The organism is Microcoleus sp. C2D2 (assembly GCF_036702495.1).
Classification (GTDB): Bacteria; Cyanobacteriota; Cyanobacteriia; order Cyanobacteriales; family Microcoleaceae; genus Microcoleus.
Window position 1 is genome coordinate 20,853 of record NZ_JAUBTO010000046.1, and the last position, 25,062, is coordinate 45,914.

General features: G+C 45.2%; 22 protein-coding genes. 13 read left to right on the plus strand and 9 right to left on the minus strand.

The genetic code is table 11. The features are described 5' to 3' along the window. The first annotated feature begins 218 nt into the window (after nucleotides 1–218). Entirely contained in the window at nucleotides 219–1,142 is a 924-nt protein-coding gene (locus tag QUB61_RS16605) for a hypothetical protein (RefSeq protein WP_333132529.1), read from the plus strand. A gap of 429 nt (nucleotides 1,143–1,571) precedes the next feature. Here the strand turns inward: QUB61_RS16605 and QUB61_RS16610 are convergent, their stop codons facing one another. Both QUB61_RS16610 and QUB61_RS16615 read right to left on the minus strand, forming a co-directional pair. Continuing rightward, on the minus strand, nucleotides 1,572–2,090 hold the full coding sequence (locus QUB61_RS16610) for a hypothetical protein (protein ID WP_332957597.1): 519 nt from the start codon (nucleotides 2,088–2,090) through the stop codon (nucleotides 1,572–1,574). Between the two features lie 20 nt (nucleotides 2,091–2,110). Next, nucleotides 2,111–3,193 carry a ParM/StbA family protein gene (locus QUB61_RS16615; RefSeq protein WP_172185049.1) on the minus strand — a complete coding sequence of 361 codons (1,083 nt, stop codon included), beginning with the start codon at nucleotides 3,191–3,193 and terminating at the stop codon, nucleotides 2,111–2,113. A 322-nt stretch (nucleotides 3,194–3,515) separates the two neighbouring features. On the opposite strand from QUB61_RS16615, the gene ftsH2 reads away from it, so the two are divergent. Together ftsH2 and QUB61_RS16625 are read left to right on the plus strand one after the other, a co-directional pair. Then, nucleotides 3,516–5,402, plus strand: a complete 1,887-nt coding sequence (gene ftsH2, locus QUB61_RS16620) for an ATP-dependent zinc metalloprotease FtsH2 (RefSeq protein WP_333132528.1) — start codon at nucleotides 3,516–3,518, stop codon at nucleotides 5,400–5,402. 133 nt (nucleotides 5,403–5,535) lie between these two features. Beyond that, complete coding sequence (locus QUB61_RS16625) at nucleotides 5,536–5,973, plus strand: hypothetical protein (protein ID WP_333132527.1); 438 nt, start codon at nucleotides 5,536–5,538, stop codon at nucleotides 5,971–5,973. Here QUB61_RS16625 and tnpA read toward each other — a convergent pair. Further along, entirely contained in the window at nucleotides 5,881–6,333 is a 453-nt protein-coding gene (gene tnpA, locus QUB61_RS16630; protein ID WP_333132526.1) for an IS200/IS605 family transposase, read from the minus strand. The genes QUB61_RS16625 and tnpA overlap by 93 nt on opposite strands. A 51-nt stretch (nucleotides 6,334–6,384) precedes the next feature. Here tnpA and QUB61_RS16635 point away from each other — a divergent pair, with 51 nt between their 5' ends. The 4 genes from QUB61_RS16635 to QUB61_RS16650 all read left to right on the plus strand — a co-directional run bounded on the left by QUB61_RS16635 (nucleotide 6,385) and on the right by QUB61_RS16650 (nucleotide 12,945). Beyond that, nucleotides 6,385–7,572, plus strand: a complete 1,188-nt coding sequence (locus QUB61_RS16635) for a transposase (protein WP_333132525.1) — start codon at nucleotides 6,385–6,387, stop codon at nucleotides 7,570–7,572. A 54-nt stretch (nucleotides 7,573–7,626) separates the two neighbouring features. Then, entirely contained in the window at nucleotides 7,627–8,916 is a 1,290-nt protein-coding gene (locus QUB61_RS16640; protein ID WP_333132524.1) for an aminopeptidase P N-terminal domain-containing protein, read from the plus strand. A gap of 258 nt (nucleotides 8,917–9,174) precedes the next feature. Then, on the plus strand, nucleotides 9,175–11,721 hold the full coding sequence (locus QUB61_RS16645; RefSeq protein ID WP_333132523.1) for a PAS domain S-box protein: 2,547 nt from the start codon (nucleotides 9,175–9,177) through the stop codon (nucleotides 11,719–11,721). 6 nt (nucleotides 11,722–11,727) lie between these two features. Continuing rightward, on the plus strand, nucleotides 11,728–12,945 hold the full coding sequence (locus QUB61_RS16650; RefSeq protein ID WP_333132522.1) for a response regulator: 1,218 nt from the start codon (nucleotides 11,728–11,730) through the stop codon (nucleotides 12,943–12,945). 232 nt (nucleotides 12,946–13,177) lie between these two features. On the opposite strand, the gene QUB61_RS16655 is transcribed toward QUB61_RS16650, so the two are convergent. The 4 genes from QUB61_RS16655 to QUB61_RS16670 all read right to left on the minus strand — a co-directional run bounded on the left by QUB61_RS16655 (nucleotide 13,178) and on the right by QUB61_RS16670 (nucleotide 18,583). Next, nucleotides 13,178–13,762, minus strand: coding sequence for an HAD family hydrolase (locus tag QUB61_RS16655; protein ID WP_333132521.1), 585 nt, complete (start codon nucleotides 13,760–13,762; stop codon nucleotides 13,178–13,180). A gap of 282 nt (nucleotides 13,763–14,044) precedes the next feature. Further along, nucleotides 14,045–15,169 carry an ATP-binding protein gene (locus tag QUB61_RS16660; RefSeq protein WP_333132520.1) on the minus strand — a complete coding sequence of 375 codons (1,125 nt, stop codon included), beginning with the start codon at nucleotides 15,167–15,169 and terminating at the stop codon, nucleotides 14,045–14,047. Continuing rightward, a complete protein-coding gene (locus QUB61_RS16665; protein ID WP_333190055.1) occupies nucleotides 15,166–17,142 on the minus strand; it encodes a WD40 repeat domain-containing protein in 1,977 nt (658 codons plus the stop codon). The genes QUB61_RS16660 and QUB61_RS16665 overlap by 4 nt, the downstream gene beginning before the upstream one ends. A gap of 1 nt (nucleotide 17,143) precedes the next feature. Next, on the minus strand, nucleotides 17,144–18,583 hold the full coding sequence (locus QUB61_RS16670; RefSeq protein WP_333132518.1) for an ATP-binding protein: 1,440 nt from the start codon (nucleotides 18,581–18,583) through the stop codon (nucleotides 17,144–17,146). A 254-nt stretch (nucleotides 18,584–18,837) separates the two neighbouring features. Here QUB61_RS16670 and QUB61_RS16675 point away from each other — a divergent pair, with 254 nt between their 5' ends. Next, nucleotides 18,838–19,200: a TRADD-N-associated membrane domain-containing protein gene (locus tag QUB61_RS16675; RefSeq protein ID WP_333132517.1), complete on the plus strand. Its 363-nt coding sequence runs from the start codon at nucleotides 18,838–18,840 to the stop codon at nucleotides 19,198–19,200. Nucleotides 19,201–19,309: 109 nt separating this feature from the next. Continuing rightward, a complete protein-coding gene (locus QUB61_RS16680; protein ID WP_333132516.1) occupies nucleotides 19,310–20,092 on the plus strand; it encodes a DUF4058 family protein in 783 nt (260 codons plus the stop codon). Nucleotides 20,093–20,235: 143 nt separating this feature from the next. On the opposite strand, the gene QUB61_RS16685 is transcribed toward QUB61_RS16680, so the two are convergent. Next, nucleotides 20,236–21,198: a glycosyltransferase family 9 protein gene (locus QUB61_RS16685; RefSeq protein ID WP_333132537.1), complete on the minus strand. Its 963-nt coding sequence runs from the start codon at nucleotides 21,196–21,198 to the stop codon at nucleotides 20,236–20,238. Nucleotides 21,199–21,367: 169 nt separating this feature from the next. Between QUB61_RS16685 and ispD the strand changes: the two genes are divergently transcribed. Next, nucleotides 21,368–22,054, plus strand: coding sequence for a 2-C-methyl-D-erythritol 4-phosphate cytidylyltransferase (gene ispD / locus QUB61_RS16690; protein ID WP_333132515.1), 687 nt, complete (start codon nucleotides 21,368–21,370; stop codon nucleotides 22,052–22,054). A gap of 76 nt (nucleotides 22,055–22,130) precedes the next feature. Continuing rightward, nucleotides 22,131–22,469: a hypothetical protein gene (locus QUB61_RS16695; protein WP_333132514.1), complete on the plus strand. Its 339-nt coding sequence runs from the start codon at nucleotides 22,131–22,133 to the stop codon at nucleotides 22,467–22,469. A gap of 262 nt (nucleotides 22,470–22,731) precedes the next feature. On the opposite strand, the gene QUB61_RS16700 is transcribed toward QUB61_RS16695, so the two are convergent. Beyond that, nucleotides 22,732–23,664: a LysR family transcriptional regulator gene (locus tag QUB61_RS16700; RefSeq protein ID WP_333132513.1), complete on the minus strand. Its 933-nt coding sequence runs from the start codon at nucleotides 23,662–23,664 to the stop codon at nucleotides 22,732–22,734. A gap of 265 nt (nucleotides 23,665–23,929) precedes the next feature. Between QUB61_RS16700 and QUB61_RS16705 the strand changes: the two genes are divergently transcribed. After that, complete coding sequence (locus tag QUB61_RS16705) at nucleotides 23,930–24,247, plus strand: hypothetical protein (protein WP_333132512.1); 318 nt, start codon at nucleotides 23,930–23,932, stop codon at nucleotides 24,245–24,247. A gap of 151 nt (nucleotides 24,248–24,398) precedes the next feature. Next, complete coding sequence (locus QUB61_RS16710; RefSeq protein ID WP_333132511.1) at nucleotides 24,399–24,665, plus strand: hypothetical protein; 267 nt, start codon at nucleotides 24,399–24,401, stop codon at nucleotides 24,663–24,665. The last annotated feature ends 397 nt before the right edge of the window (nucleotides 24,666–25,062 follow it).

The following is a 25,062-nucleotide window of genomic DNA, read 5'->3' on the forward strand; positions in this document are numbered from 1 at the left end:
AAACTTAATCGGTTTTTCACCACTTATCAATTTTGGGTGTGCGTGCGATTCCTTACGGGATAGCTGCCCTCGCGCGTACTTTATTTTTACCCGCATACTTGCACCAGTTAAAAAAAAGAATGCAACTATAAGCCCGCGATCCCAACTACGAGCTTCATCAGTCATTCCACATCTAAAATCTAAAATCTAAAATCTAAAATCTAAAATGGTATTAGCCTATGTCATCATCCAATTCACCAACCAAAATCCAAAATCCCAAGTCGAGCAATTTGTTAGAAACTGCTGAAGTGGTTTTTCTGGCAGCCTCTGCTGTGGGATTGGCTGCTAGTTTGGTTTGGGGGCAGAGCGTTTATGCTCAAGGCGCGATCGTGATTTCGTTGGTGTTGAATTTTGTGAACCGGCAGAAGTTGCACAGGCAAGTTAAAGCAAGTACGGCGGCAACGTTCGATCGGGTAAATCAACAAGCAGTTACTACCGATCGCGCGATCGAGCAATTGCAACTTGCTGTTAATGCTTTAGACGAAGCTCTTGCTCAAACATCTCGCGAAAATCTCAATGTTGGGCCTGGAGAAAACGTACACTCTCTAATTTCAGCCATTGAGAACCTGCGCCAGCGACTAATAATTTTAGAAAAAACTATTAAAATGATTCAAAGCGAGATCGAACTAACCAGCCGCCAATTCAAACAGCGGCCGGAGTTGCAACAAGTCGAAACTTTGACAACAATAATTCTGGACTTACAGGAGTTTATCAACGAACTGCCGCAGTGGGGCAGTTTGCAGCAGCGACAGCTAACAGAACTTCAGCAAAAAGTAGACAATGCTTTGGCTCAGCTATCTGAAGAAATTGCTGTGATTCCCAACCGCGTTCAGGAGGCGGTAGCTAGTCGCGGCGGGGAAATTAACCCACAGTTTGGTTCTGGTTTGAATGGATCTCAAAAGAATGCCTACCGACCTAAAACCCAGAATGAGAAAATTCGCCAGAAATATCCCAGAGCTTATGTCAAGTGGAGTCAGGATGAAGACGAAAATTTGAAGAAAGAATATGCTAGCTGTCAACAAATTGGGGAATTAGCTCAGAGATTTCAGCGACAGCCTGGTGCCATTCGTTCGCGCTTACAAAAATTAGGATTGATGGAATAATGGTAATTGGTAATTGGTAATTTGTAACCGCAGAAAACAGACAAGGGTCAAAGTCAATTGACAACTGACAAATAATATCAAATCTATTAGCATCGGAATTATTCCTATCTCTCTTCTCTTAATCTGCGTGAATCAGCGTCAATCCATTGTCATCTGCGGTTACCAAATTCTATTTTTAAACCGCAGATACAGGCAGATAAACACAGATTAACGCAGATGAATGATGTCAATTCCGGTTGCACGATTCATCCGTGATTGTTGACTGTTGACTGGATTTGACGCCCGACGATGCAACCGGAATTGATATAACAAAGCGATCGCCCTTTTTTTCAAAAGAGCGATCGCTTTGTTTCTTTATTCAGTACCGGCTGCCAACAGCAGGCCACTAACATCACATCTCCAGGCTTTTTAGCCTGGGTCTACCTCATTTTAGAAATCTTGGGGTAACAAAGAACTTAAACGCTCCAACAAAGGATCAGAATCCCGACGAGGAGCAACCTCAGCATCAGACACTAAATTATCATCCGCCACAGACTCAGATTCAATCGGGCCAGGCTCTACTACTTTTGAAACTTGGGCAAAAGAAACTTGAGCAAACTTACTGTTAACACTCCCCTGCAACTGATCCAACTGCGCGCTGAGTTGACTCAGGTGATGTTCCAGTGCCTCCAAACGGCTTAATTCCTCTGCAGAAACATTGTGCTCAAACTCAGCAAATTTGACCACAAGTTCAGCAATACGCTGTTCCAACCGTTGAAAGCTCTGTGTAGAGCTAGCTGACTCAGATACAGACAAAAACTGCCACAAAGCTTGCTTGCAGAGATTGCTGAAAGTCTGATATTTCGTGAAAGCCAACTCTTTTTCAATAGCGGCCAGCAAAGTTTGATCCGCAGCATCTTCCGTGAACGCTACCGAGAAATTCGCTTTATTTTTTGCCCACAGTGCCATAGGGTTCAAGCCTTAATGCGTTACTTTATCGTGGCTAGCTGAGCCTCAGCATAAATAAACTGTCCCAAAGCATTAGCTTTCCGAGAAGGCTGAGCCAAGTGAGCCTTAAGATTGGCATCTTTAAGCAAAGGTTGCAGCACCTCCCAGAAAAACTCGCCGCCACCGCCAGTCAGAACCACATCCGTCACCCGTTCCGGCAGCCACTGCACCAAACGTTCGGACAGTTCGTTAGCGAAAGCCTCCCGCAAATCCTTAATAATCGGATCTAAATTAGTCGGCTTAGTCGCTCCTCTCGGACGGTAGAAACGTTGGCCTTCTGGTTTATTTACCGCTTCCAGTAAAGACAGAGATTGAGGGTCTGCCCCCGGAATCTTTGAGGCAACTTGTTCGTAGAACTTGTTCATTGCGAAGGAATCGCTCTTAGAAGCCGCCCGGGCGAACCGGAAACGATCGACCATTAACAAATCGGTAGTTTGGTGTCCGATATCGACAACAGCCACCGACAGTTCGGGCAACTCCGGCGTAAACTCCTTGTTGTCTTGAGCCTCGCACCAAATCAGGCTGCCGAAGCCTTCGGGCATCACCCAAACGTGACTGATGTTAATGTCCACACGCTCGCCCCGATACACCACAACGTGGGGAGAGCGCAGTTGGCTGATAATCTCTTCCTTTTCCTTCTCAAACTGATCCTGCGAATAAAACGGCAAACCCAGCACAACTGCTATTTCGCCCTTCATCTGGAAATATCCAGCACAGGAAAAAACCTTAACCAAAGCATCTACTACTTTCGACTGGTCGGCGCCGCCGAGATTAGCGCCAAAATCGGCAGCCAGTTGGCCGATCGCGTAGCCCTTGCCCTGGTACTCCAGCCACATATCCAACAGAGGGTCTGTTGCTTTCGACTCAAAGCTGCCGCCACGAACCTTTTCAACGGGCATAGCAGCCACGTTGGCAGGGATGAAAACCACGCTGCTCGGGTTGCGACTCACGCAGGCTTTAGTTGCCGTCCGACCCAAATCAGCACTAATAATCGATTTGTGAGAAGCGATCTTAGTCTGCTGCGTCAGCATAGCCGAATTAGGAACAAGCTGTCTAGTTGTCATTGAAATGTGTTACCTCACTGAGCCTCACCATTATCATGCCTTATCCCTTGACACTGCCATGCTTAAAGACAGTGGGTTTTGCGGCGATTCTTCTAACTCTACCTAGATCGGTATCGAAATCAGCACCAAACATTATATTCGGGACGATCGCCCTTACCGTAACTAACCTAACTTTTTCTGGAGCGATCGTGGTCGAAGCTGTATTGCCTGAGAGTGCATTGTTAAGTTAAATTTAGTTAAGATTCTGAGTGTAAACTTTTGTCGCACTCCTCCGACACCGCGATCTTACCCGATCTGTCCCCAATTCAAGGCATCCGCATTTATGAAAATTTCTTGGCGAACTATACTACTTTGGACTTTACCCGCCTTAGTCATCGGCTTTTTCTTGTGGCAGGGGGCCTTTGCCCCATCCCCCGCAGAAATGACCAAGAACACCGCCAGCACCCGCCTGAGCTACGGTCGATTCTTAGATTACTTAAACGCCGGTCGAGTGACCAGCGTTGACCTTTACGACGGAGGTCGGACGGCTATTGTCCTAGCAGTCGATCCCGAACTGGACAATCACGAGCAGCGGTGGCGGGTGGACTTGCCCTCAAATGCCCCGGAACTGGTTTCTAGGCTCAGAGACTCCAAAATCAGCTTCGACACTCACCCGCTGCGCAACGACGGCGCTGTGTGGGGACTTTTAGGCAATCTAGTATTTCCCCTCTTGTTAGTAGGAGGGCTGTTTTTCCTCTTCCGCCGCGGTGGTAACGTTCCCGGCGGTCCGGGCCAAGCCATGAATTTTGGCAAGTCCAAAGCTCGCTTTCAAATGGAAGCTAAAACAGGCGTACTGTTCGACGACGTAGCAGGCGTTGAGGAAGCCAAAGAAGAACTGCAAGAAGTGGTGACATTCCTCAAAAAACCAGAACGCTTCACCGCAGTCGGGGCGAAGATTCCCAAAGGCGTGCTGCTAGTGGGCCCTCCGGGAACAGGTAAAACCCTGCTGGCAAAAGCGATCGCAGGCGAAGCAGGCGTGCCTTTCTTCAGCATCTCCGGTTCGGAATTTGTCGAAATGTTCGTCGGTGTCGGCGCTTCCCGCGTTCGGGACTTGTTTAAGAAAGCTAAAGAAAATGCTCCTTGCATCATCTTTATCGATGAAATCGATGCAGTGGGCCGCCAGCGCGGCGCCGGTATCGGTGGCGGTAACGACGAACGGGAACAAACCCTGAACCAGTTGCTGACGGAAATGGACGGTTTTGAGGGCAATACTGGCATTATCATCATTGCTGCCACGAACCGCCCCGACGTGCTCGACTCAGCGTTGCTGCGTCCGGGACGTTTTGACCGCCAAGTTAGTGTAGATACGCCGGATATCAAAGGCCGCTTGGAAATTTTGGAAGTTCACGCGCGCAACAAGAAGCTGTCTGCAGAGATTTCTTTGGAGGCCATCGCCCGCCGGACTCCGGGTTTTACGGGGGCTGATTTGGCTAACTTGCTCAACGAAGCTGCTATTTTAACCGCCCGCCGCCGCAAAGAAGCGATTACGATGCTCGAAGTTGACGATGCAGTCGATCGCGTGGTAGCAGGTATGGAAGGCACTCCCTTGGTGGACAGCAAGAGCAAGCGCTTGATTGCTTACCACGAAATCGGCCACGCGATCGTCGGTACAATCATTCAAGCCCACGATCCGGTTCAAAAAGTTACCTTAGTACCTCGCGGACAGGCCCGCGGCTTGACTTGGTTCATGCCCAGCGAAGACCAAGGTTTGATTTCAAGATCGCAAATTTTAGCCCGCATTAGCGGTGCTTTGGGTGGCCGCGCAGCCGAAGAAGTAGTTTTCGGCGATGCCGAAGTAACCACCGGTGCCGGCAACGACTTGCAGCAAGTAAGCGGCATGGCGCGGCAAATGGTGACTCGCTACGGGATGTCTACTTTGGGCCCGATCGCCCTGGAAGCTCAGCAAAGCGAAATTTTCCTCGGCCGCGACTTCACGGCGCGATCGGAATATTCCGAAGAAATTGCTTCTCGGATTGACTCACAAGTCCGGGTAATTGTCGATACCTGCTACGAGGAAGCCCGCCGAATTATTCGCGAAAATCGCGCCGTAATCGATCGCTTAGTCGATTTGTTGATCGAAAAAGAAACCATTGACGGCGAAGAGTTCCGGCTAATTGTCGCTGAATACACTTTTGTTCCTGAAAAAGAACAATACGTTCCTCAGCTTTAAGACTTGTTTAAAGATTAGGGACGCGGCAATGCCGTGTCTTTAAAAAGTAGGGACGCAGCAATATTTCCACGTCCCTACTTTTATCTTAAACTGTCAATAATATTAAACCGCCCCTAAACGCCAATTAACGCAAATGAATACTACATTTGCCATACGTACTAAGAATTCGTCTTTTTTTTTAATAGCAACCTTTATTTTTGTTGGTGTCAATACTTTGAGCGCCCGCGCCGAAAAATTAAGATGTTTTGTAGATATTTGCATCGGCTCCAGCAGCGTTGAATTAAGCAAATCCGATGTTCCCGGTGCTCCTTCTTATCCAGTCAGAACTATTTTAGGAACGAAACAGTTTAGTAACGAGAAATTGTTGGCGCAAATGGAAGTTGACTGCAAGCAACGACAGTTGAGAACTGTCAGAGTTAGCGAAGATGGCGAAAATTGGTCGAATTTCGATCCGAGATGGACTTTAGTCGATCGCAACTCATCTTTGTCTCGGCTGGTTGACCAAGAAATTGGGATACAAGCCCCTTCTGAGCGTGGCCGGCTTTTCTTGGTTTCTAATATACTCCTTTAAAACTTCTAAAGGCGCACCCCCTACAGAAACAGCAAAATAACTAGGACTCCACAATGCTTCTTTATGGGGCTTCTTATGTCCAGCCTGTCCGTAGCGACGGCTAGAAACGCCCTTTAATGCGTTAACTATTTGAGAGATAGACAACTTAGGCGGATTCTCAATCAGCGCGTGAACATGATTGCTTTCGCCATTGAATTCCAGCACTTGAAAATTCATTTTTTGGGTCACCTCTCGAAACGACTTTTCAATCAAATCAATACTTTCACCTGTGAATACAGACCGACGATATTTTGTCACACAGACCAAGTGCATCTTAAGTTCTGTAACAAGATGGGGTTCGATGCGGTAAATAGTTGTCATTGCTTGCAAACCAACATATAATCAAACCTACAGACCAATATCAATATAACCATGAAAGCAAGGTTTCGGTACAGATTCTACCCGACAAGTCAACAGCAGCAGAGCTTGGCTCAGTTGTTTGGATGCGTCCGGGTAGTCTGGAACGATAGCCTAGCTCTCTGTAAACATTCCGAAAAAAAGCCAAGTTCAGCCCAACTACAAAAAGTAGTGATAACTCAGGCGAAAAAGACCGAAGAAAGAGCTTGGTTGAGTGAAGTTTCTAATATCCCTTTACAACAGTCTGTAACGGATTTGGAAGCAGCTTTCAAGAACTTTTTCAACTCCTGCAAAGGAAAGCGGAAAGGTCGTAAGGTGGGGTATCCTAAATTCAAAAAAAGAACAAATAGCCAATCTGCGCGATTTAGGATTGGAGGTTTTTCCCTTAAAAATGGCGGTGTCTATTTAGCTAAAATTGGTATTGTCAACCCCATATGGTCAAGAAGCCTCCCGTCTGAACCTAGCTCCGTCACAGTAATCAAAGATTGTGCAAATCGTTATTTCCTAAGTTTTGTCGTAGAAGTTCAACCAATTAAATCTGAGGCTAAAAACCCAAGTATCGGAATTGACTTAGGGATTAAAACCTTTGCAGTGATGAGCAATGGCGAAAAAGCTGAAAGTCCTAGTTATAAAAAGTTAGACCGGAAAGTTCGTAAACTCCAACGCAAAGAGGCCCGTCAGCCAAAAGATTCTAAAAGAAGAAACGTAACTCGAATCAAGATTGCTAAATTACATAATCGTATTGCCGATACCCGTAAAGATTTCCTGCACAAATTGTCAACCAAAGTAGTCAACGAAAACCAAGTGATTATTTGGGAAGATTTAAATGTGTCAGGGATGCTGAAAAATCGAAAACTTTCAAGGGCGATTAGTCAGCAAGGATGGAGGGAGTTTAGGACTTTCTGTGACACCAAATCTGAAAAGTTTGGCAGAGAGTTTCAAGTAATTAGCAGGTGGGAACCTACTAGCCAAGTTTGTGCGGACTGTGGTTTTAAATGGGGTAAAATCGATTTGTCTATTCGTTCAGTGCTTTGTCCCAGTTGTGGTACTGAGCAAGATAGAGATAAAAATGCTTCTAGAAACATAGAGAAAGTCGGGATGGGGAATTGCCACGACTATAAACGGGCGCAGAGGGATTGTCAGACTATTTCGGTAGCAGAACCCTGTGAAGCGTCAAGAATCACCGTCCGCGACGGTCGGTGAGTATTTCAAACTCAATCTAAAATCTAAAATCTAAAATCTAAAATCTAAAATCGGATGACAAACCCCACCGAATATCGGCAAAGACGCGAACAGTTAATGGCAAAAATTGGCAGCGGGACGGCGATATTTCGCAGCGCGCCCTCCGCCGTCATGCACAACGATGTAGAATACGCCTACCGACAAGATAGCGATTTTTTCTACTTAACCGGTTTCAATGAAGCGGAGGCGGTAGCAGTGCTCGCGCCGCACCACGAAGAACACAAATTTGTCTTGTTTGTGCAGCCAAAAGACTTGGAAAAAGAAACTTGGCACGGTTATCGCGCCGGAGTAGAAGGCGCTAAGGAATTGTACGGCGCGGATGAAGCTTTCCCCATCGCTGAACTTGCGGAAAAATTGCCGAAATATTTAGAAAAAGCCGATCGAATATACTATCACTTCGGGCGCGATCGTACTTTCGACCAAACAGTCCTCAATCACTGGCAGCGCTTGATGGCAACCTACCCCAAACGTGGCACAGGCCCGACAGCAGTCGAAGATTCCAACATCATTTTACACCCGATGCGGCTGGTGAAAAGCCAAACTGAATTAGCATTAATGCGAAAAGCAGCTAATATCTCAGTTGCAGCGCACAACCGCGCCCAAGAATTCGCCAAACCGGGCAGGTACGAATATGAAATTCAAGCTGAAATAGAACATACTTTTGGCTTAAATGGCTGCACTCCCGCTTACCCTTCAATTGTTGCATCCGGTTACAATTCCTGCGTCCTCCACTACATCGAAAACAACCGCCAAATACAGGAAAACGATTTGTTGCTAATAGATGCCGGTTGTGCTTGCGGCTACTACAACGCTGATATTACTCGCACCTTTCCTGTTAGCGGCAAATTTACAACTGAACAACAGATAATTTATGACTTAGTTTTGCAAGCACAATTGCAGGCAATTAGTCAAGTATATCCGGGAAATCCTTACAGCAAAATTCACGAAACAGCAGTGCGCGTTTTGGTGGAAGGTTTAATGGATTTAAAACTTTTGGTGGGAGACATTGAAGAGATAATTAAAGAAGAGAAATACAAGCCATTTTATATGCACCGCACAGGTCATTGGCTGGGATTGGACGTGCACGATGTCGGGGTTTATCAGTACGGCGAAAATCCGCAATTTTTGCAGCCAGGACAAGTGCTGACGGTGGAACCGGGGATTTATATTTCTCCTTATATTAAACCCGTTGAAGGACAGCCGGAGGTTCCTGAAAAATGGCGCGGTATTGGCGTGAGAATTGAAGATGATGTTTTGGTGACACTTGAGGGCCATGAAGTCTTGACGGCGGGAGTTCCTAAATAAAGGTAGAAGGCTTGGGACACCAGTCAATCGATTTTAGATTTTAGATTTTAGATTTTAGATTGACCCCACGGATAAATTCGGGGGGCAAGTTTCATCGGATACAGGTTTTTTATTTCTGGACGGATGAATCCGGGGGCTTCTATCCTGGATGCTTTCGGTCAAGAAAGATTGACTGCTTAAGTTGGCAGTAAAGGCTTGAGCTTTGTTAGTATTAACTTGAAAAAGCTCAAGTCCGCAACAGCCAAACCTAGAGCCATTATGTGTATTGATCCTGCCAAGATCGATCGACCTCTCGAAACCTGCGAAGCATTAGTAGCAGAGCAAAAAGCAAAAATTCGGCAACTTGAAGAGGATTTGCAGCAGCAGAGAGAATTGTGCCAGAAATTAGAAGCACAACTCAAAGCAGTCGAGAATGCTGGCTTTTCGGGTTCGGCAACTGAATTTGATATCACCGACGACGATCGCGTTCGGTTAATCGCATCTCTGGAAAAAAGCCAGGAAATGTACCGAACTCTCATCAAACATTATCCGAATGGGTCGGTGTTTTTGTTCGATCGCGATTTGCGCTATACTCTGGTTGACGGTCAAGGTTTGGCAGCAGTTGGTTTGTCCAAAGAACAGTTGGAAGGCAAAACATTGTGGGAAGTATCGCCACCTGAAGATTGGTCACTTTTTGAGACTAAATATCGCGCGGCTTTGGCAGGAAAAGAGAATACTTTTGAATATAAATACCGCGATCGCATTTATTCAAAAACAATTGCTCCAGTCAAAAACGACCGGGAAGAAATTTTTGCAGGCATGGTCGTTACTCAAGATATCACCGAAAAAAAACAGGCAGAAATAGGGCTGCAAGAAATCAAAAATCAGCTAAAAATTAAATATCAAAAGCGCACTGAAGATTTGAAAGCAGCCAACAATCAATTGCGGGAAGAAATTATCTATCGCTGGCGCGCCGAGGAAGCTCTGCGGGAAAGCCAGGAACAGCTAGAATTGTTTTTCTCTCAATCTTTAGATGGCTTTTTCTTTATGATGCTCGACGAACCGGTGCAATGGGACAATACCGTTGACAAGGAAAAAGTCTTGGATTACGTATTTGCTAACGGGCGGGTAACGAAGGCAAACGATGCTTTGATAGGTCAATACGGAGGTACTAGGGAAGAGTTTATTGGCCGGACGCTTTACTCTTTATGGTCCCACAACTTGACTGGCGGCAGAGAGATAATCACGCAACTTTTTGATGCTGGCAGAATTCACATCGAAAATGAGAATCGCAAGTTTGACGGGGTTCCAGTTTTGGTGGAAGGCGACTATATTTGCATTTACGATTCCCCGGGCAGAATCGTCGGGTATTTTGGCGTGCAGCGCGATATTAGCGATCGCAAAAAAACAGAAGCAGCACTGAAAGAAAGCGAAGAAAGGTTCCGACAGCTAGCAGAAAACATTGAAAGCGTGTTTTGGATGGTAAACGTTCAACCCCAGGAAATTATTTATATCAGTCCGGGTTACGAAAAAATTTGGGGCAGAAGCTGCGCTGATTTGTATGCTCACAGACGCTTTTTTGCAGAGTCCCTCCATCCAGAAGATCGCGATCGCGTTATTGCTACCTTGACTAAACCAATTGAGTCTGAAAACGAGATAGAATATCGAATTGTTAGGCCGGACGGCGAAATTCGCTGGATTCGCGATCGGGCTTTTCCGATAAGAAATCAAGCGGGTCAAGTTTACCGCATCGTTGGCATTGCAGAAGATATCAGCGAAGGCAAACAGGCAGAAAAGGCTATCCGCGAAAGTGAAGAACGCTTCCGCCAGCTAGCAGAAAATATCCAAGATTCCTTTTGGCTACTTTCTGCTGAATTCACCGATTTATTGTATCTGAGTCCAGCTTACGAACAAATCTGGGGGCGCAGCAGGGAAGAATTGTATGCCGAACCCTTAATAATGCTCGAGTGGGTGCATCCAGAAGATAGACACCTGTTGCAAGAGGCAATGACGCGAGTGGTGGAGGGCGAGTCCACCAGTACCGAATATCGGATTTTTCTGCCAGACGGCACAATTCGCTGGCTGTGCGATCGAGCTTTTCCCATTTACGACGAATCGGGCAAAATTTACCGCATCGCGGGTATTGGCGAAGATATCAGCGATCGCAAGTGTACCGAGGCCCGCATCCAAGCAGCACTCCGCGAAAAAGAAGTATTGCTCAAAGAAATTCACCACCGAGTCAAAAATAATATGCAGGTAATTTCCAGCTTGCTGCAACTTCAAGCTCAATACATTGAAGACGAACCGACGCTAACTTTATTTGAAGAAAGCCAGACCCGTATCCATTCAATGGCTCTGATTCACGAGCAACTGTATCAATCCGAACATCTCGATCGCATCGACCTCCCCCCCTACGTCCAAAACTTGGTTGCTAATTTGTATCAATCTTTTGGTTGCGGCAACACTGCCATCCAATTCAATCTCAACCTTGACCCAATTTATTTAAACATTGAAACAGCAATTCCTTGCGGTTTAATTATTAACGAACTGGTTTCTAATTCCTTGAAATATGCTTTTGCCCAAAGTTTAGTAGGTGAAATTAATATTGACTTTCATAAAATAAATTCTCAGAATTTTCAATTAATCATTCAAGATAATGGTAGCGGATTTCCGGCTGGTTTCGATGTAGAAAATGCAGAAACATTAGGATTGCGATTGGTGAGAATGTTGGCTTACCAATTAGAGGCGAGTATTGCCATTGACAGTCAGTGTGGAACCTGCTATAATATAGTATTTCAAGAGTTAAATTATCGGCAGCGCATTTAACGAAAAATGAACCCTATAAAAATTTTGGTGGTAGAAGACGAAGTTATTGTAGCCCAAGACATAGCAGGGCGATTAAAAAAACTGGGATATGCAGTAACAGCTACCGTTTCTTCAGGAGAAGAAGCAATTCAAAAAGCTAGAGAAAACCAGCCAGATTTAGTGTTGATGGACATCGTGCTTAAAGGTGACATGGACGGGGTAACAGCGGCAGAAAAAATCAGAACTAATATGAATGTGCCGACAGTATTTTTAACAGCTTATGCCGACGATAAAACGCTGCAAAGAGCGAAACTTACAGATCCATTCGGTTACATTATAAAACCATTTCAACAAAATGATTTACGGGTGGCGATCGAGATTGCCCTGCACAGACACGAAATCGAAACCAAGATGCAAGAAGCTCTTAAAACTGCGGAAGCAGCTAGAGAGTCGCTGGAAGAAAAATCGCACCGCCAAAACCATTATATTTCAATGGCCGCTCACGAATTGCGCAACCCGCTCAACGCGATTTTAATCTCTGCGGAACTTCTAGAGCTCGCTCGCACTCGAAAGAGTGACGAATCCCAAGTTAGAACGCTGCGACTGGTGCACTCAGCTACCCAAAAGATGAACCAGCTAATCGACGATATGCTGTTCATGGGTCGAGCTGAAGCAGGCAAACTCAAATGCAATCCATTACCGATAAATTTAGTCGAATTTTGTCAAGACTTGCTCGATCAATTGCAGTTAGGAAATGAAGCCAAGCACAAACTAACATTAATCCCCTCAAACGTTACCAGCGCGATATTAGATCAACAATTGCTGCACGGCATCCTCTCTAACTTAATCGCCAACGCCATCAAATATTCCCCAAACGGCGGGCAAGTCACCTTGGAATTGGAATACCGTCAAGCAGGCGAGGTAGACAAAGAAGCTATTTTCTGCTTCTCTCCTGAGTGTTTGTTGACCAATTCCCCATTTACAAATATTCACTCTCCCTTACTAATTATGCGCGTCCGAGACGAAGGTATCGGCATCCCAGAAACCGAAGTAGGGAAAATATTTGAAATCTTCTACCGCTGCAAGAATACGGGAAAGATTAAAGGTAACGGTTTGGGATTAACAATTGTTAAAAAAGCTGTGGAATTGCAAGGAGGTGCGATCGGCTGCGAAAGCAAAATCGGCGTTGGTACAACCTTCACAGTCGCGCTTCCTTACGTTGCCCTTTCCTGCAGAATTAAGTGAATCTATAGCCTTTCTCAGTAACATGAGGTACTATCTGGCCCACGGGCATAGGGCATAGGGCATACCTCACTTTCTTGAGAAGCGCTATAGAAATTTTCTCTCTTTATTCCTTAGTCCGCCAAAGACGTTCGGCGAACCTCAGTCGAGTCGCGGACGAAAGTTTGTGCAGGATGGGTTTCAACCAGTTTTATAAGGGATAAGGCGCGCAGTCCGCACCCTACCAATAGGTTTTCTAATCATCAAAGTGTTCCAAAATCCACTCAACTGCCGTCGCTAAATTTGCTGCAATAAAATCCGGTTTAGTATGGTGCTGATAGTCCCCGCTCAACACGCTTTCTCCGTAACCAGTCTGCACCAAAATGCCAGTACAGCCGGCATTGTGAGCCATATCAATATCAGTCGCTTTGTCCCCGACCATAAAACTCTTCGGCAACTCCAAATCGTATTCCCAAGCCGCGGCTACCAACATCCCCGTATTTGGTTTTCGCCAAGTCGAATACCGCGTAAATTCGGGGTTGGTTCCGCCTTCGGCTGCGCTTAAATAAGGACAGTAATAAAGTGCATCTAACTTGGCTCCTGCTTCATTTTCTAATAACTGACACAGGCGTTTGTGCAAAGCTTCTACGTGGCTAACCGGATTATAACCCCTCGCTGGGCCTGATTGATTGGAAACCAAACAGCAAAATATTTGTTGGTCATTTAAACGGCGTACAGCTTGGGCTATTCCGGGGATTAAATTCAAATCTTCTACTTTGTGGATGTAGCCGACTTCGATATTGAGAACGCCATCGCGATCGAGAAATACTGCTCGTTTCATTGTTGTATTGTTGCTGGAAAATTGAGTTTAGGGTGAGGATGCGGCAGTGTTCGTTGGTGTTAACTTAAGCCTAAAAACCTTTGTATCTATCGTTTATAGTCGAGTCTAGATCCCCCTAAATCCCCCTTAATAAGGGGGACTTTGAGTGTTCCAGTCCTCCTCTTTTTCCGCTTGGGACTTTGACTACTCTTGTCCCCCCCTTATTAAGGGGGGTTAGGGGGGATCGGGAAGACTGGACAAGGAAGACTATAGGCTGGCACAGCGAAAATATAGGTACGATCATCATTCTAAAATAGATTGTTTGCCCAGCCATTCGCGGAAGCTGGCATGATACAAGCTATAACAAATTTCTCCTCCGATTTCCTGCGGATTCAAGAACTCAATCCAATTGTCTAACACTTTTTCGATTTCGTATTCATCCTCATCAATTATATTGGATATCGCACTTACAGACAAACCTGTTGTGGATTGTACCAAAATATTCAGCACAGACAAGTCAACTTCCGATAAACCCTCACCTCTCATCCGCAGCCAGTGGTTTTGATAATACGCTGCTAAACCGGGAGGAAGTTCAGGGACAAGTGAGGACTCTCCCAGATTAGCACCGGGGTGTGAATTCTCGCCGATCGCCCTTAACATCTGACTCAGATACATGAAATTGTTTTCGCTGGCTGTGGCGAGTTGTTGGCAGAGTTCGGGTTGAGTTAAATCCGGTGCGGTTGATAGGTATTGCTGAATGTAGTTGAGGACATCTTCCCGATTTTGGGCGGGATAATCTCTTAAATCGAGAGTTTGAGAGGGGGTTTCAATTAACAAACCGGATTTCTCTCTCAAAAACGGGCGGCGGGCGAGGATAAAATAAGTACGATCGCCCAAATATCTCGGCAGATAAAACAGATTTGTGCTGGGAGGCTGACTCGTGCGGGCGATCGCGTCTACAGAATCAATTACAATTATCAACGGTTGGCGATCGTTTAATTTATCGCTAATTTGCTGAAGCAACAAAGACAGAAACCAACTCCCATCATCGGATTCGAGATTTTGAAGTTGAGATCTTAGCTTGAGGATTTCCGATGTTTCCCCATTGGCGGCAAGGTATTTGTCAATCAGTTGAGTGCAGACAGAAGCGAGAAAATCTTCAGCTCGATTTTTGCCCTCAACTGCAGCGTTGTAATAGATACTGCGAGGATGGGCCCTGACATATTGGGCGAGGATGGAACTTTTGCCGCAGCCGGGAGTGCCGACAATTGTGAAATAACCGCGGCTGTGGGAGCTCAGAAAGTCGGAAATGGCAGAAAATACAAATTTGCGCCCGACAAAATTCTCGCTTTTTTCTCGCAGGAGTTGCTGAAATTCTATTGGGTAAGCTGCGGTAGAGATGGGAGTTGAGAGAGGTGAGGAATTCATGTTAATTCCTCCATCCCTTCTAGCCGCAGGAAATATACGCGACCGGATTCGTCGCCTGCCACAATTGTCAGTCCATCGGGTGCAATGGCGCAAGAGGCGATCGGGCTTTCACCAGTGAAACTAACAATGACATTTCCAGTTGCTAAATCCCAGACTTTGATTGTGTTGTCATTTGAACCAGAAATCGCCCGCTTGCCATCAGCAGTGACGGCTACTGCTTTTACCACAATGCTGTGACCTTTGAGAGTAAACTGTTCCTTTCCAGTTGTTAAATCCCAAACTTTGAGGGTTTTGTCATCTGAACCAGAAATCGCCCGCTTGCCATCAGCAGTGACGGCTACTGCTTTTACCACACTGCTGTGACCTTTGAGAGTAAACTGTTCCTTTCCAGTTGTTAAATCCCAAACTTTGAGGGTGTCATCATATGAACCAGAAATCGCCCGCTTGCCATCAGCAGTGACGGCTACTGCTTGTACCGAATTGGTGTGACCATTGAGAGTAAACTGTTCCTTTCCAGTTGTTAAATCCCAGACTTTGAGGGTGTTGTCAAATGAACCAGAAATCGCCCGCTTGCCATCAGCAGTGACGGCTACTGCTTTTACAAAATGGGTGTGACCTTGGAGAGTAAACTGTTTCTTCCCAGTTGTTAAATCCCAGACTTTGAGGGTGTTGTCAAATGAACCAGAAATCGCCCGCTTGCCATCAGCAGTGACGCCTACTGCATTTACCGAACTGCTGTGACCATTGAGAGTAAACTGTTCCTTTCCAGTTGTTAAATCCCAGACTTTGAGGGTTTGGTCATCTGAACCATAAATCGCCCGCTTGCCATCAGCAGTGACGGCTAATGCATTTACCCAACTGGTGTGACTATTGAGAGTCAACAGTTCATTTCCAGTTGTTAAATCCCAGACTTTGATGGTTTTGTCTCTTGAATTAGAAATCGCCCGCTTGCCATCAGCAGTGACGCCTACTGCATTTACCGAACTGCTGTGACCATTGAGAGTCAACAGTTCATTTCCAGTTGTTAAATCCCAGACTTTGATGGTTTTGTCTCTTGAATCAGAAATCGCCCGCTTGCCATCAGCAGTGACGGCTACTGCATTTACCGAATTGGTGTGACCTTTGAGAGTAAACAGTTCCTTTCCAGTTGTTAAATCCCAGACTTTGAGGGTTTTGTCACTTGAACCAGAAATCGCCCGCTTGCCATCAGCAGTGACGGCTACTGCATTTACCGAATTGGTGTGACCTTTGAGAGTAAACTGTTGCTTTCCAATTGTTAAATCCCAAACTTTGAGGGTTGTGTCATATGAACCAGAAATCGCCCGCTTGCCATCAGCAGTGACGGCTACTGCACTTACCGAACTGCTGTGACCATTGAGAGTAAACTGTTCCTTTCCAGTTGTTAAATCCCAGACTTTGATGGTTTTGTCATCTGAACCGGAAATCGCCCGCTTACCATCAGCAGTGACGGCTACTGCATTTACCCAGTCGCTGTGACCATTGAGAGTGCGCAGCAGTCCCCGGCCAGGGGGAGTTAAACAAGATGTCAAAGGACGCAACCAAGGTGCTGCTTTCCACTGCTTAGCTACCTCTGCCATTCCCTGAATTGCCGGAATGTTAAAGTGCAGCAAGCGCCCTAACAATTGCTCTGCGAGTTGCGTCTTATCTAGAGTCAAAATATCCGCTGACTTCCACAGTGCCGCTTGAATCAAGTTCAGGGCTTCAACTTTTTCTGAGTTGTACTCTGGGTGAGTTAATGCTTCTGAATCGTCAACCAAATCGAAATCATCAATCAGTGCCTGCAGTCCAAAATCAGGATGCTGAATTTTTGCCATCAGAAAGTTAAAATCTGTCAGGGTTTGATAATATTTTCCTAAATTTCCAGACTTGACATAATTTGGCAGTAAGCTGCCCAGATAAGCACGTTGATAGTAAAGTTTTTCGGCTGCTAACTTGTCAGCAAATTCTCCCATATCACGCCATCCTCTTTTCTAAATACTCAGTAATCCGTTGATTTACTTCCCGAAAGAGCTTCCGCTTTGAATCCATCTCCCGTTTTGCTTTCAGAAAGTCAAGGAAACTAGCATGATAGATGCCGTAGCAGATTTCTCCGTCAACCTTCTGCTTTTTCAAATACTCCACCCACTCATCTAAAACCGCTTTTACGTCGCATTCATCTTCCTTAGCCATTCCAGCAATCATCTCGGAGTCAATCGGCGTGCCAATCTCTAACAAAATATACAAGACAATCTCCATCAATTGCCCAGGCTTAGCTTCCAGCCCCATCCGCACCCAGTGGTTTTGATAATACTCTTGCAGCCCGTCTGGCAATTGCTTTAAACTTAAGTCATTGTAATCGCCCTTAGCAATTGCTGGCAAAACATAGCGCAAATACATAAAATTATTTTCGCTTTTGTTTGCCAATTGTTCGACAAAACTTGCATCGAGAATGCCCCGCTCTTGAATCCACTTTCTCAGTCCCTCCTTATAGTCAGAATCGGCATTTATAACAAATAGAATATACTCTTTGATATCATCTTGATTGAAATTGACATACTGGTCATCTCTCAAATCTAATTCTTTGACCGGAACTCCCGGAGATACAGACAGTCGCTTTTTACCGAGGTGATAAGGTCGCCTAGTCAGCAGGAAATAAACGTTATCTGGCAGAGTTGTCGGTAAATGTAAAAGATTTTCTCCCGGTTCTTGTTCGACTTCATCCAGTGCATCAATCGCAATTACCAAACCTTCGCCCAAAGTGAGTTTTTCCGCCACCTTTGCCAGTAAAGTTGGTAAATCGGCGTCTTCTGAATTTGGCAATTGATAGCGGTCAATTAATTGCTGGCGAATGCTCTTCAAAAACAATTCTGGTCTGTTGCGGCGTTCGACGAGAATATTGAAATAGCAGGGAGATTTATGTTGGGAGACGTATTTGGCAATAATGGAACTTTTGCCCATTCCCGCATCCCCGACGATCGTAAAATAACCGTGAGGATTTTCCTTGATAAAGTCCTGAAAAGCCTTAAAAACAAATCGTCGGCCGCAGAATGTCCTAATTTTTTCTTCTATTAACGATCTAAATTCTTCTGGGTAGGGAGATAAGTTAGAAACTGGGGTGACAACTACTGGTTCGGGTTTTTGATAATACTTCTGTTTTAAGTTGTTATACAAGATTTCCAATTTTCCTGCACCGTTTTGGTCAACAAGTTGACCAAAACTATTTTCAAATTTCTTGTAAATCTCTCCCTTCCGCTGTTTTACAGTAGCTTCTGTTATGTTTAATTTTACTGAAAGCTGTCGCTCACTTAGGGGTTCTTTTTCAGGAGAGAAGAGTGCTGCTAATAATGTGTCTGTTTGTTTTGTAGATAACCCATGTGTCCCTGATTCGCCTTTAAGAAAATCTTGCCAGTCCATTTAAGTTAACCCAAAATTTATTGTAACATTATAAATTAAGTAAAAAAAACAGTCAATCAAATTATCAAAATCAAGACTTATAGCAAATCTGGCTAAGGCTTTTTAGACTTTAATTAGACCTTGACTATATTTTGATTAGACCGACCTCTCATAGACCTAATTATATACCTCTGGTAAACTTTACTTAATTAAATTGATGCCATGATTTTATCAGGACACAAAACAATTATTGATAAACCAAAGAGGTCTGTTAAATGAAATCTAACTTATCCAGCAAATCGCACCCTGATGAAGATTATAGCGACATCACAGAAGAAATACTGGAAGAATGGCTGCGACAAGTTCGCCAAAGCTACAATGTCGCCCTTACCGTCATCGTTACATCGGCAATTCTTGCTTTCGCAGGTGTGGGACTGGTTTATTCTAATAAAGTTCAGGAAGGTGCTATCACTACTACCGCCGGAGGAGTAATAACTGTTGCCGCCACTCGGTTTGCAAACCAAAAGAAGAAGGAATTACAGGAGATGATGCAGCTTGTTGAAAAACCAAAAGCGAAAGAGGAATCACGGAAAATGATTCCTCGTGCCCAGCCTATGCCTCCTGTGAAGCCCCGATAAGCGAGGCAGAGCCTGGGAACCAGGTAATTATTGTAGGGACACGGCACTGCCGTGTCCTAGGCAAGGTCGGATATAATTGAATTAAATCGATCGCCCATGAGGTACTAAAATGCCTTCTCCATTTCCAGGGATGAACCCTTATTTAGAAAATCCCGAATTTTGGCCCGAAGTACACCACCGTTTGATTGTTGCGATCGCTGATGACATAGAGCAAAACCTCAGTCAGCAATATCGAGTCGCGATCGAAAAACGCACTTATATGAGCGGTGGGGAAGACTCTGTGGATATAGCGATTCCCGATGTATCTGTAGTCGCTGCCAGGACCACAACCCAGACACAATCAGCAGTGATGACTTTACCGCCCCGCACCGAATTTGTAACAGTAACGCTGCCAATTTCTGAAGAATGCAGGGAAGGTTATTTAGAAATTAGAGAGGTAACAACAGGCAGAGTGGTGACAGTTATTGAAATTTTGTCTCCCGCTAACAAACGTGCCGGTGAAGGAAGAACTGCTTACCTTAACAAGCGGCAGAAAGTTTTAGGAACTCTCACGCATTTGGTAGAGATAGATTTGCTCAGAAGCGGAAAATATCTGCCGTTTGCCAGCGAAATTCCGCAGACAGATTACCGAATCTCGATCGGCAGAGCAAATCAGCGGCCGCAAGCGCAATTATATGCTTTTAATATGAGAGATGAAATTCCTGTATTTAGGATACCTTTGCAGCCAGGAGATGGAGAACCGGAGTTGAATTTACAGACTTTGTTAATGGGGGTTTACGATCGCGCCAGATTTGATTTAACATTAAACTACGATCGGGAACCTGTACCCCGTTTCAAGGAAGAAGATAGAGTTTGGGCTGATGAATTGCTGCGAGAAATAGGCAGGCGGTAAATTACAGCGCTTTTCTGGTGAGTGATATCATGTCTGGGCAATTACCGTAATAAAGAATGTTTGTAGTGAGGACTTTAGTCCTTTTTGGCCTGGGAACCAGCTAAAAAAGAGAGGACTAAAGTCCTGACTGCGAACTTTTGTTCTTAGCCGCCCCAAACCTTCTTTAAAACCTCTTGAGGAGAGATGTCTGCCATTTTCCCAGTAGGAGATTTAATGCCCAAAAATCGATCGCTCTTTGGCAGCAATTTTGCAGGTTCAGTCGGGCCGAACAAAGCTATTGTATAAGTTTGAACCGCCACAGCTAAGTGCATCGGCGCACTGTCAGTACATATCATCAAATTAGCAGCAGCAATAGTCGCCGCCAACTTGCCGACATCATCCGGCGAGATAACTTTTACATTTGGACATAACTCGACTAACTTTGTTACGAAGTCTTCATCCTCCGGGCCTTTCACAACAACAACAGGCAAATTCGGCTGGCGCTGCTGACAGTCATTGATAATTTGCTTCCAGTTGTCTGTAGGGTAAATTTTGTCAATACCTTTAGACAAAGCTAGCTGACTCGAACCGCCGTGAATTAGAATGTAACCGCTTTCTTTTACCCCCAACCGCTGCTGTTCGGCTTCCGCCCACTGAATGTCCTGTTTTGGTACATTAATTGCGATCGGCGGACAAGGATTTTTAATATTAAATCCTTGCAGCAAATCGTGGTACATTGAAGCGGCGTACTGTTCAGTTTTGAGCGGTACAGCAGCAGTGAGAAATCGAGCGCCGTTGGTTCCCGAATAGCCAACTCTCTGCGGAATGCCCGTCAGCCACAGCAGAAGCCCTACAGTCCACCGCTGGCCTAGGGAAATAACTGCATCGTATTCGCGATCGCGAATTACGCCCAGTAAATTGCCCAAATCTGCCAGAGCATTGCGGTCTTTGAAATTGTACGTCAAGACTTCTTTGACGGATTTGCAGACTCGGTAAGCGCCCTTCGCCCGCGGTTCCACGATGACATCAATTTGCGCCTGTGGATAAGACTGCTTGAGGTCATCGAGGGTGGGGAAAAATAAAATTTGGTCGCCAATCCCGCCTGGGACAAGTGCTAGTATTCGCATCATAAACGATCGGCTATTATCTATCGAGGTAGCTCTCAGCGATCGGTCTTCAGCTATCAGCTTATAGTATTTATAGACTTTAAAAGCTACTGGCTGACAGCTAAACAACTGACCCAAAAGTACAGGACGCTCTTAATATATACCTAGTTGGGTTAAGAACGGTTAGTTAATGCACTTATTAATTCCTGCGGCGGGTTCGGGGCGACGGATGGGGAGTCAGCGGAACAAACTGCTGCTGACTTTGCTGGGAAAACCTTTGCTGAGTTGGACTTTGGCTGCTGCTGAAGCTTCGCGGCACATTAGCTGGATTGGCATCATGGGTCAGCCAGACGATTTTCCTGCTTTTAAAGCAATTCTGAGCGATTTATCTTTGGTTATGCCCGTGAAACTGATTAAAGGAGGCGCCACCAGGCAAGAGTCAGTTTACAACGGTTTGCAGGCTTTGCCTCCGTCAGCCGATCGAGTGTTGATTCACGACGGCGCCAGGTGTTTGGCAACTCCTGAATTGTTCGATCGATCTGCAGAGGCCCTCTTGACCTGTCCGGGCTTAATTGTCGCCGTCCCGGTCAAGGATACGATTAAAGTCGTAGATGAGCGTCGGATCGTGCAAGACACCCCAGACAGACGCAATTTGTGGGCAGCCCAGACTCCCCAAGGATTTGAAGTGAAATTGTTAAAGCAGTGTCACCAACAAGGGCGACAGAAAGGTTGGGAAGTTACCGACGATGCAGCTTTGTTTGAAAAATGCGGTTTACCAGTGCAAATTGTCGAGGGAGAAGAGACGAACTTGAAAGTCACAACCCCCGTTGATTTAGCGCTAGCGGAATTTATTTTGCGGCAGAGATACGGGGAATAGTTTTGAGTTGTGTAATTGGCAATGCAACTTAGCTATGTTGTGGTCATTATGAGATAATCTCTAATACAAGTGGAGGATGAAAGGAATGCAATATAGCGGTAAATGGCGGATCGCAGAGATGGAACTGTGGGATACTGATTACTTGGACATGGAAGTTGAAGCCTATATCGAGATTGAGCCTACGGGTTCAGGAGAATTTCAATTCGGTTTAGTATCAGGTCAAATTGACGGCGAAGTCGTAAAAGATGGAAAGGATCAGCGATTTGAGTTTACATGGGACGGTAATGATGAGAACGATCCTGCATTTGGTAGCGGTTGGCTCAAATTAAAGGATAAAAACTCACTAGATGGTCGAGTAAAATTCCACCAAGGCGATAGTTCTAGTCTTGTCGCTAAGCGCATTAGCAGTAAATAAGCTATCGTACTATAGCAATCCTTGCAGGAGTCGTAAATTTTTTACCCCACCCCAGCCCTCCCCGCGAGTTCGGGGATGGAGTAAGAAATTCACAAATGATTTAGGATCGCTATATTGCTTATGCGATTTTTTTTAAACCGCAGATGAACGCAGATAAACGCAGATACAATCCCATCCGCGTTCATCTGTGTTCATCTGCTCATATCTGCGGTTTAAAATATCCAAATCTAACCAATAACCAATAACAACTTACTTACGTTTCTCATGAAGGATTAATCGGAAAATCGCCCTCACTATCAACCTCTGCGACAGCTTTAACTACATCCAAAAACGCAAACACGGCCGGAACTAACAGCCCATCTCTCAAAACAGCCACCCCAATTACCCTTTCAAAAGCCACAGGAAAACTACAAACTTTTACCTCAGCAGGTATCGGTTCCGCCGCCAAACGGGGCAGAATTGCTGCACCCAAACCTTGCATCACCATGCTGACAATAGTTGAATCTTCGCTGAGTTCGTAAGCGATATTTAAGGGAAACCCCGAAGTTATCAAATATTTGCGAAGCGGTACAGAACAAGGACTTTCCGCCGGCTGCAAAATCAACGGATAAGCCGCTAATTCTTTCCATGTAATCTGATCGCTTGACAATTTGGCAGTTGGCGGCAGCAACACAACATATTTATCCCGTAAAATTTCCCTCGTTTCAAATTCATCGGAAATGGGAAGGGAAACAAAGCCGATATCTGCTTTGCCCGATCGCAAAGCCTCTTCCACAGCTTGGGTATAATAAACTTCGGCAATGCTGACCGCAATTTTGGGAAAGCAACTGCGAAATTTAGCAATAATACCCGGCAGGATATGAGTTGCGACACTCCGAAAAGTAACTATCCGTACCTGGCCTCCCTGCAAACCTTTTTCTAAATCCGCTTCTTTGACCATCATTTCTAACCCGCGGGCTATTTGACGCCCGTGAAGCAGCACCCTTTCGCCCACCGGCGTCAGTTGAGCACCGTGTCGCCCCCGGTGGAACAGTTGCACTCCCAATTCTGTTTCTAAAGAGGCGATGGCGTGGCTGACTGCTGACTGGGACAGTTCCAATTGCAAAGCCGCCTCGCTAAAGTTTTCACAGTCTGCTACTGCTAGCAAAGCCTGAATTTGAGAGAGTTTCATCCGCCGCGTATTGATTTCGTTCATAGCGTTTGTGCCAGTAGTACCCAAATTGTCACAAGGCCTTAGATCGATCTATCGATTTTATTCATACAATCTATGCAAGCAATGCTTTGATTGTCAATAGCCGCAGAGTTAAGGTTAATTTATCAGGTAACAGATAGACTTTAACAAAACTTGCACGGCAACCATATTGTGCTGTAATTGCGATGAAAATATTGCAGTTTTAAGCTGTTGTTTGTATTTTTAATTGTGCATTTTTTGTGGCAATTATAACTTGAAGGTGTTGGCTATGTCTACTTGCAGAAATCGGCTCGATACCCCAAAAATGAAAGTTGTTTCGATGGCAGATCGAGCTAAACCATCGGAAAAACAGAAAGGGCGACGGTCCGGAACCCTCGCCCGTGCTAGGGTTTTTTGGGCGATCGATCGCATTGGGCAATTTTTCCTGTCCGTCATTGCTGGTGAGGACGATCTGAGAATTTGGCAGAGCTCAGATCGCGATGGTAACACTTGGTGGCACAGTTGCGATCGAGCTACAGGTCGCTCTACCTGTGTGGCAACTGAAGATGAAATGCGCGATTGGATCGATCGGCGTTACTGCCAATAGTGGATTGTCGGTTGTGTGGGGGCCGGTTTATTTAGGTTGTTTGAAATTGGTGAACTCGCCCTTACAAAATTTGGCAAATGCAAAGATTTCAGTGATGAGGCAATAATTGTGAATTTTTGATTTTTGATGATTTAATTTCAAAGGAGATACTATGCTTCAAAAAATTTCCGAGTTAACAGCGCCCGATCGCATTATTCTGATGGAAAACGAGGTATACAGATTGCCTCAAACTCATCGAGAAATTCAAGTTTTGTCAGGAATTGCTTGGATCACGCTTGACCAACAGGACATCATCTTGCAAAGCCATGAAAAAGCATCGCTTCCACCCAGCAAAAACTTTGCTGTCATATCCGCTCTCAACAATATGCCGCTGATTCTGGCAGCCTGGCAAGACAAAAACCAAGCCATGGGATTTTAGATTTTAGATTTTGGATTGAAGAATTGGGAATAACTGATTGTGTATGGGTTTGAAGCACGGGCCTACAGTTGCCTTCTTTTTTGAAACTGGTATCGGAACCTAGCGATTGAGAAAAAAATTCGGCAGGAACATGGGATTTTAGATTTTAGATTTTAGATTTTGGATTGAAGAATTGGGAATAACTGATTGTGTATGGGTTTGAAGCACGGGCTTACAGTTGCCTTCTTTTTTGAAACTGGTATCGGAACCTAGCGATTGAGAAAAAATTCGGCAGGAACATGGGATTTTAGATTTTAGATTTTAGATTTTGGATTGAAGACTTGGGAATAACTGATTGTGTATGGGTTTGAAGCACGGGCTTACAGTTGCCTTCTTTTTTGAAACTGGTATCGGAACC

Coding starts and splice junctions, on each gene's coding strand:
- QUB61_RS16605 (WP_333132529.1), top strand. CDS start 219: ATGTCATCATCCAATTCACCAACCAAAATCCAAAATCCCAAGTCGAGC.
- QUB61_RS16610 (WP_332957597.1), bottom strand. CDS start 2,090: ATGGCACTGTGGGCAAAAAATAAAGCGAATTTCTCGGTAGCGTTCACG.
- QUB61_RS16615 (WP_172185049.1), bottom strand. CDS start 3,193: ATGACAACTAGACAGCTTGTTCCTAATTCGGCTATGCTGACGCAGCAG.
- ftsH2 (WP_333132528.1), top strand. CDS start 3,516: ATGAAAATTTCTTGGCGAACTATACTACTTTGGACTTTACCCGCCTTA.
- QUB61_RS16625 (WP_333132527.1), top strand. CDS start 5,536: ATGAATACTACATTTGCCATACGTACTAAGAATTCGTCTTTTTTTTTA.
- tnpA (WP_333132526.1), bottom strand. CDS start 6,333: ATGACAACTATTTACCGCATCGAACCCCATCTTGTTACAGAACTTAAG.
- QUB61_RS16635 (WP_333132525.1), top strand. CDS start 6,385: ATGAAAGCAAGGTTTCGGTACAGATTCTACCCGACAAGTCAACAGCAG.
- QUB61_RS16640 (WP_333132524.1), top strand. CDS start 7,627: ATGACAAACCCCACCGAATATCGGCAAAGACGCGAACAGTTAATGGCA.
- QUB61_RS16645 (WP_333132523.1), top strand. CDS start 9,175: ATGTGTATTGATCCTGCCAAGATCGATCGACCTCTCGAAACCTGCGAA.
- QUB61_RS16650 (WP_333132522.1), top strand. CDS start 11,728: ATGAACCCTATAAAAATTTTGGTGGTAGAAGACGAAGTTATTGTAGCC.
- QUB61_RS16655 (WP_333132521.1), bottom strand. CDS start 13,762: ATGAAACGAGCAGTATTTCTCGATCGCGATGGCGTTCTCAATATCGAA.
- QUB61_RS16660 (WP_333132520.1), bottom strand. CDS start 15,169: ATGAATTCCTCACCTCTCTCAACTCCCATCTCTACCGCAGCTTACCCA.
- QUB61_RS16665 (WP_333190055.1), bottom strand. CDS start 17,142: ATGGGAGAATTTGCTGACAAGTTAGCAGCCGAAAAACTTTACTATCAA.
- QUB61_RS16670 (WP_333132518.1), bottom strand. CDS start 18,583: ATGGACTGGCAAGATTTTCTTAAAGGCGAATCAGGGACACATGGGTTA.
- QUB61_RS16675 (WP_333132517.1), top strand. CDS start 18,838: ATGAAATCTAACTTATCCAGCAAATCGCACCCTGATGAAGATTATAGC.
- QUB61_RS16680 (WP_333132516.1), top strand. CDS start 19,310: ATGCCTTCTCCATTTCCAGGGATGAACCCTTATTTAGAAAATCCCGAA.
- QUB61_RS16685 (WP_333132537.1), bottom strand. CDS start 21,198: ATGCGAATACTAGCACTTGTCCCAGGCGGGATTGGCGACCAAATTTTA.
- ispD (WP_333132515.1), top strand. CDS start 21,368: ATGCACTTATTAATTCCTGCGGCGGGTTCGGGGCGACGGATGGGGAGT.
- QUB61_RS16695 (WP_333132514.1), top strand. CDS start 22,131: ATGAAAGGAATGCAATATAGCGGTAAATGGCGGATCGCAGAGATGGAA.
- QUB61_RS16700 (WP_333132513.1), bottom strand. CDS start 23,664: ATGAACGAAATCAATACGCGGCGGATGAAACTCTCTCAAATTCAGGCT.
- QUB61_RS16705 (WP_333132512.1), top strand. CDS start 23,930: ATGTCTACTTGCAGAAATCGGCTCGATACCCCAAAAATGAAAGTTGTT.
- QUB61_RS16710 (WP_333132511.1), top strand. CDS start 24,399: ATGCTTCAAAAAATTTCCGAGTTAACAGCGCCCGATCGCATTATTCTG.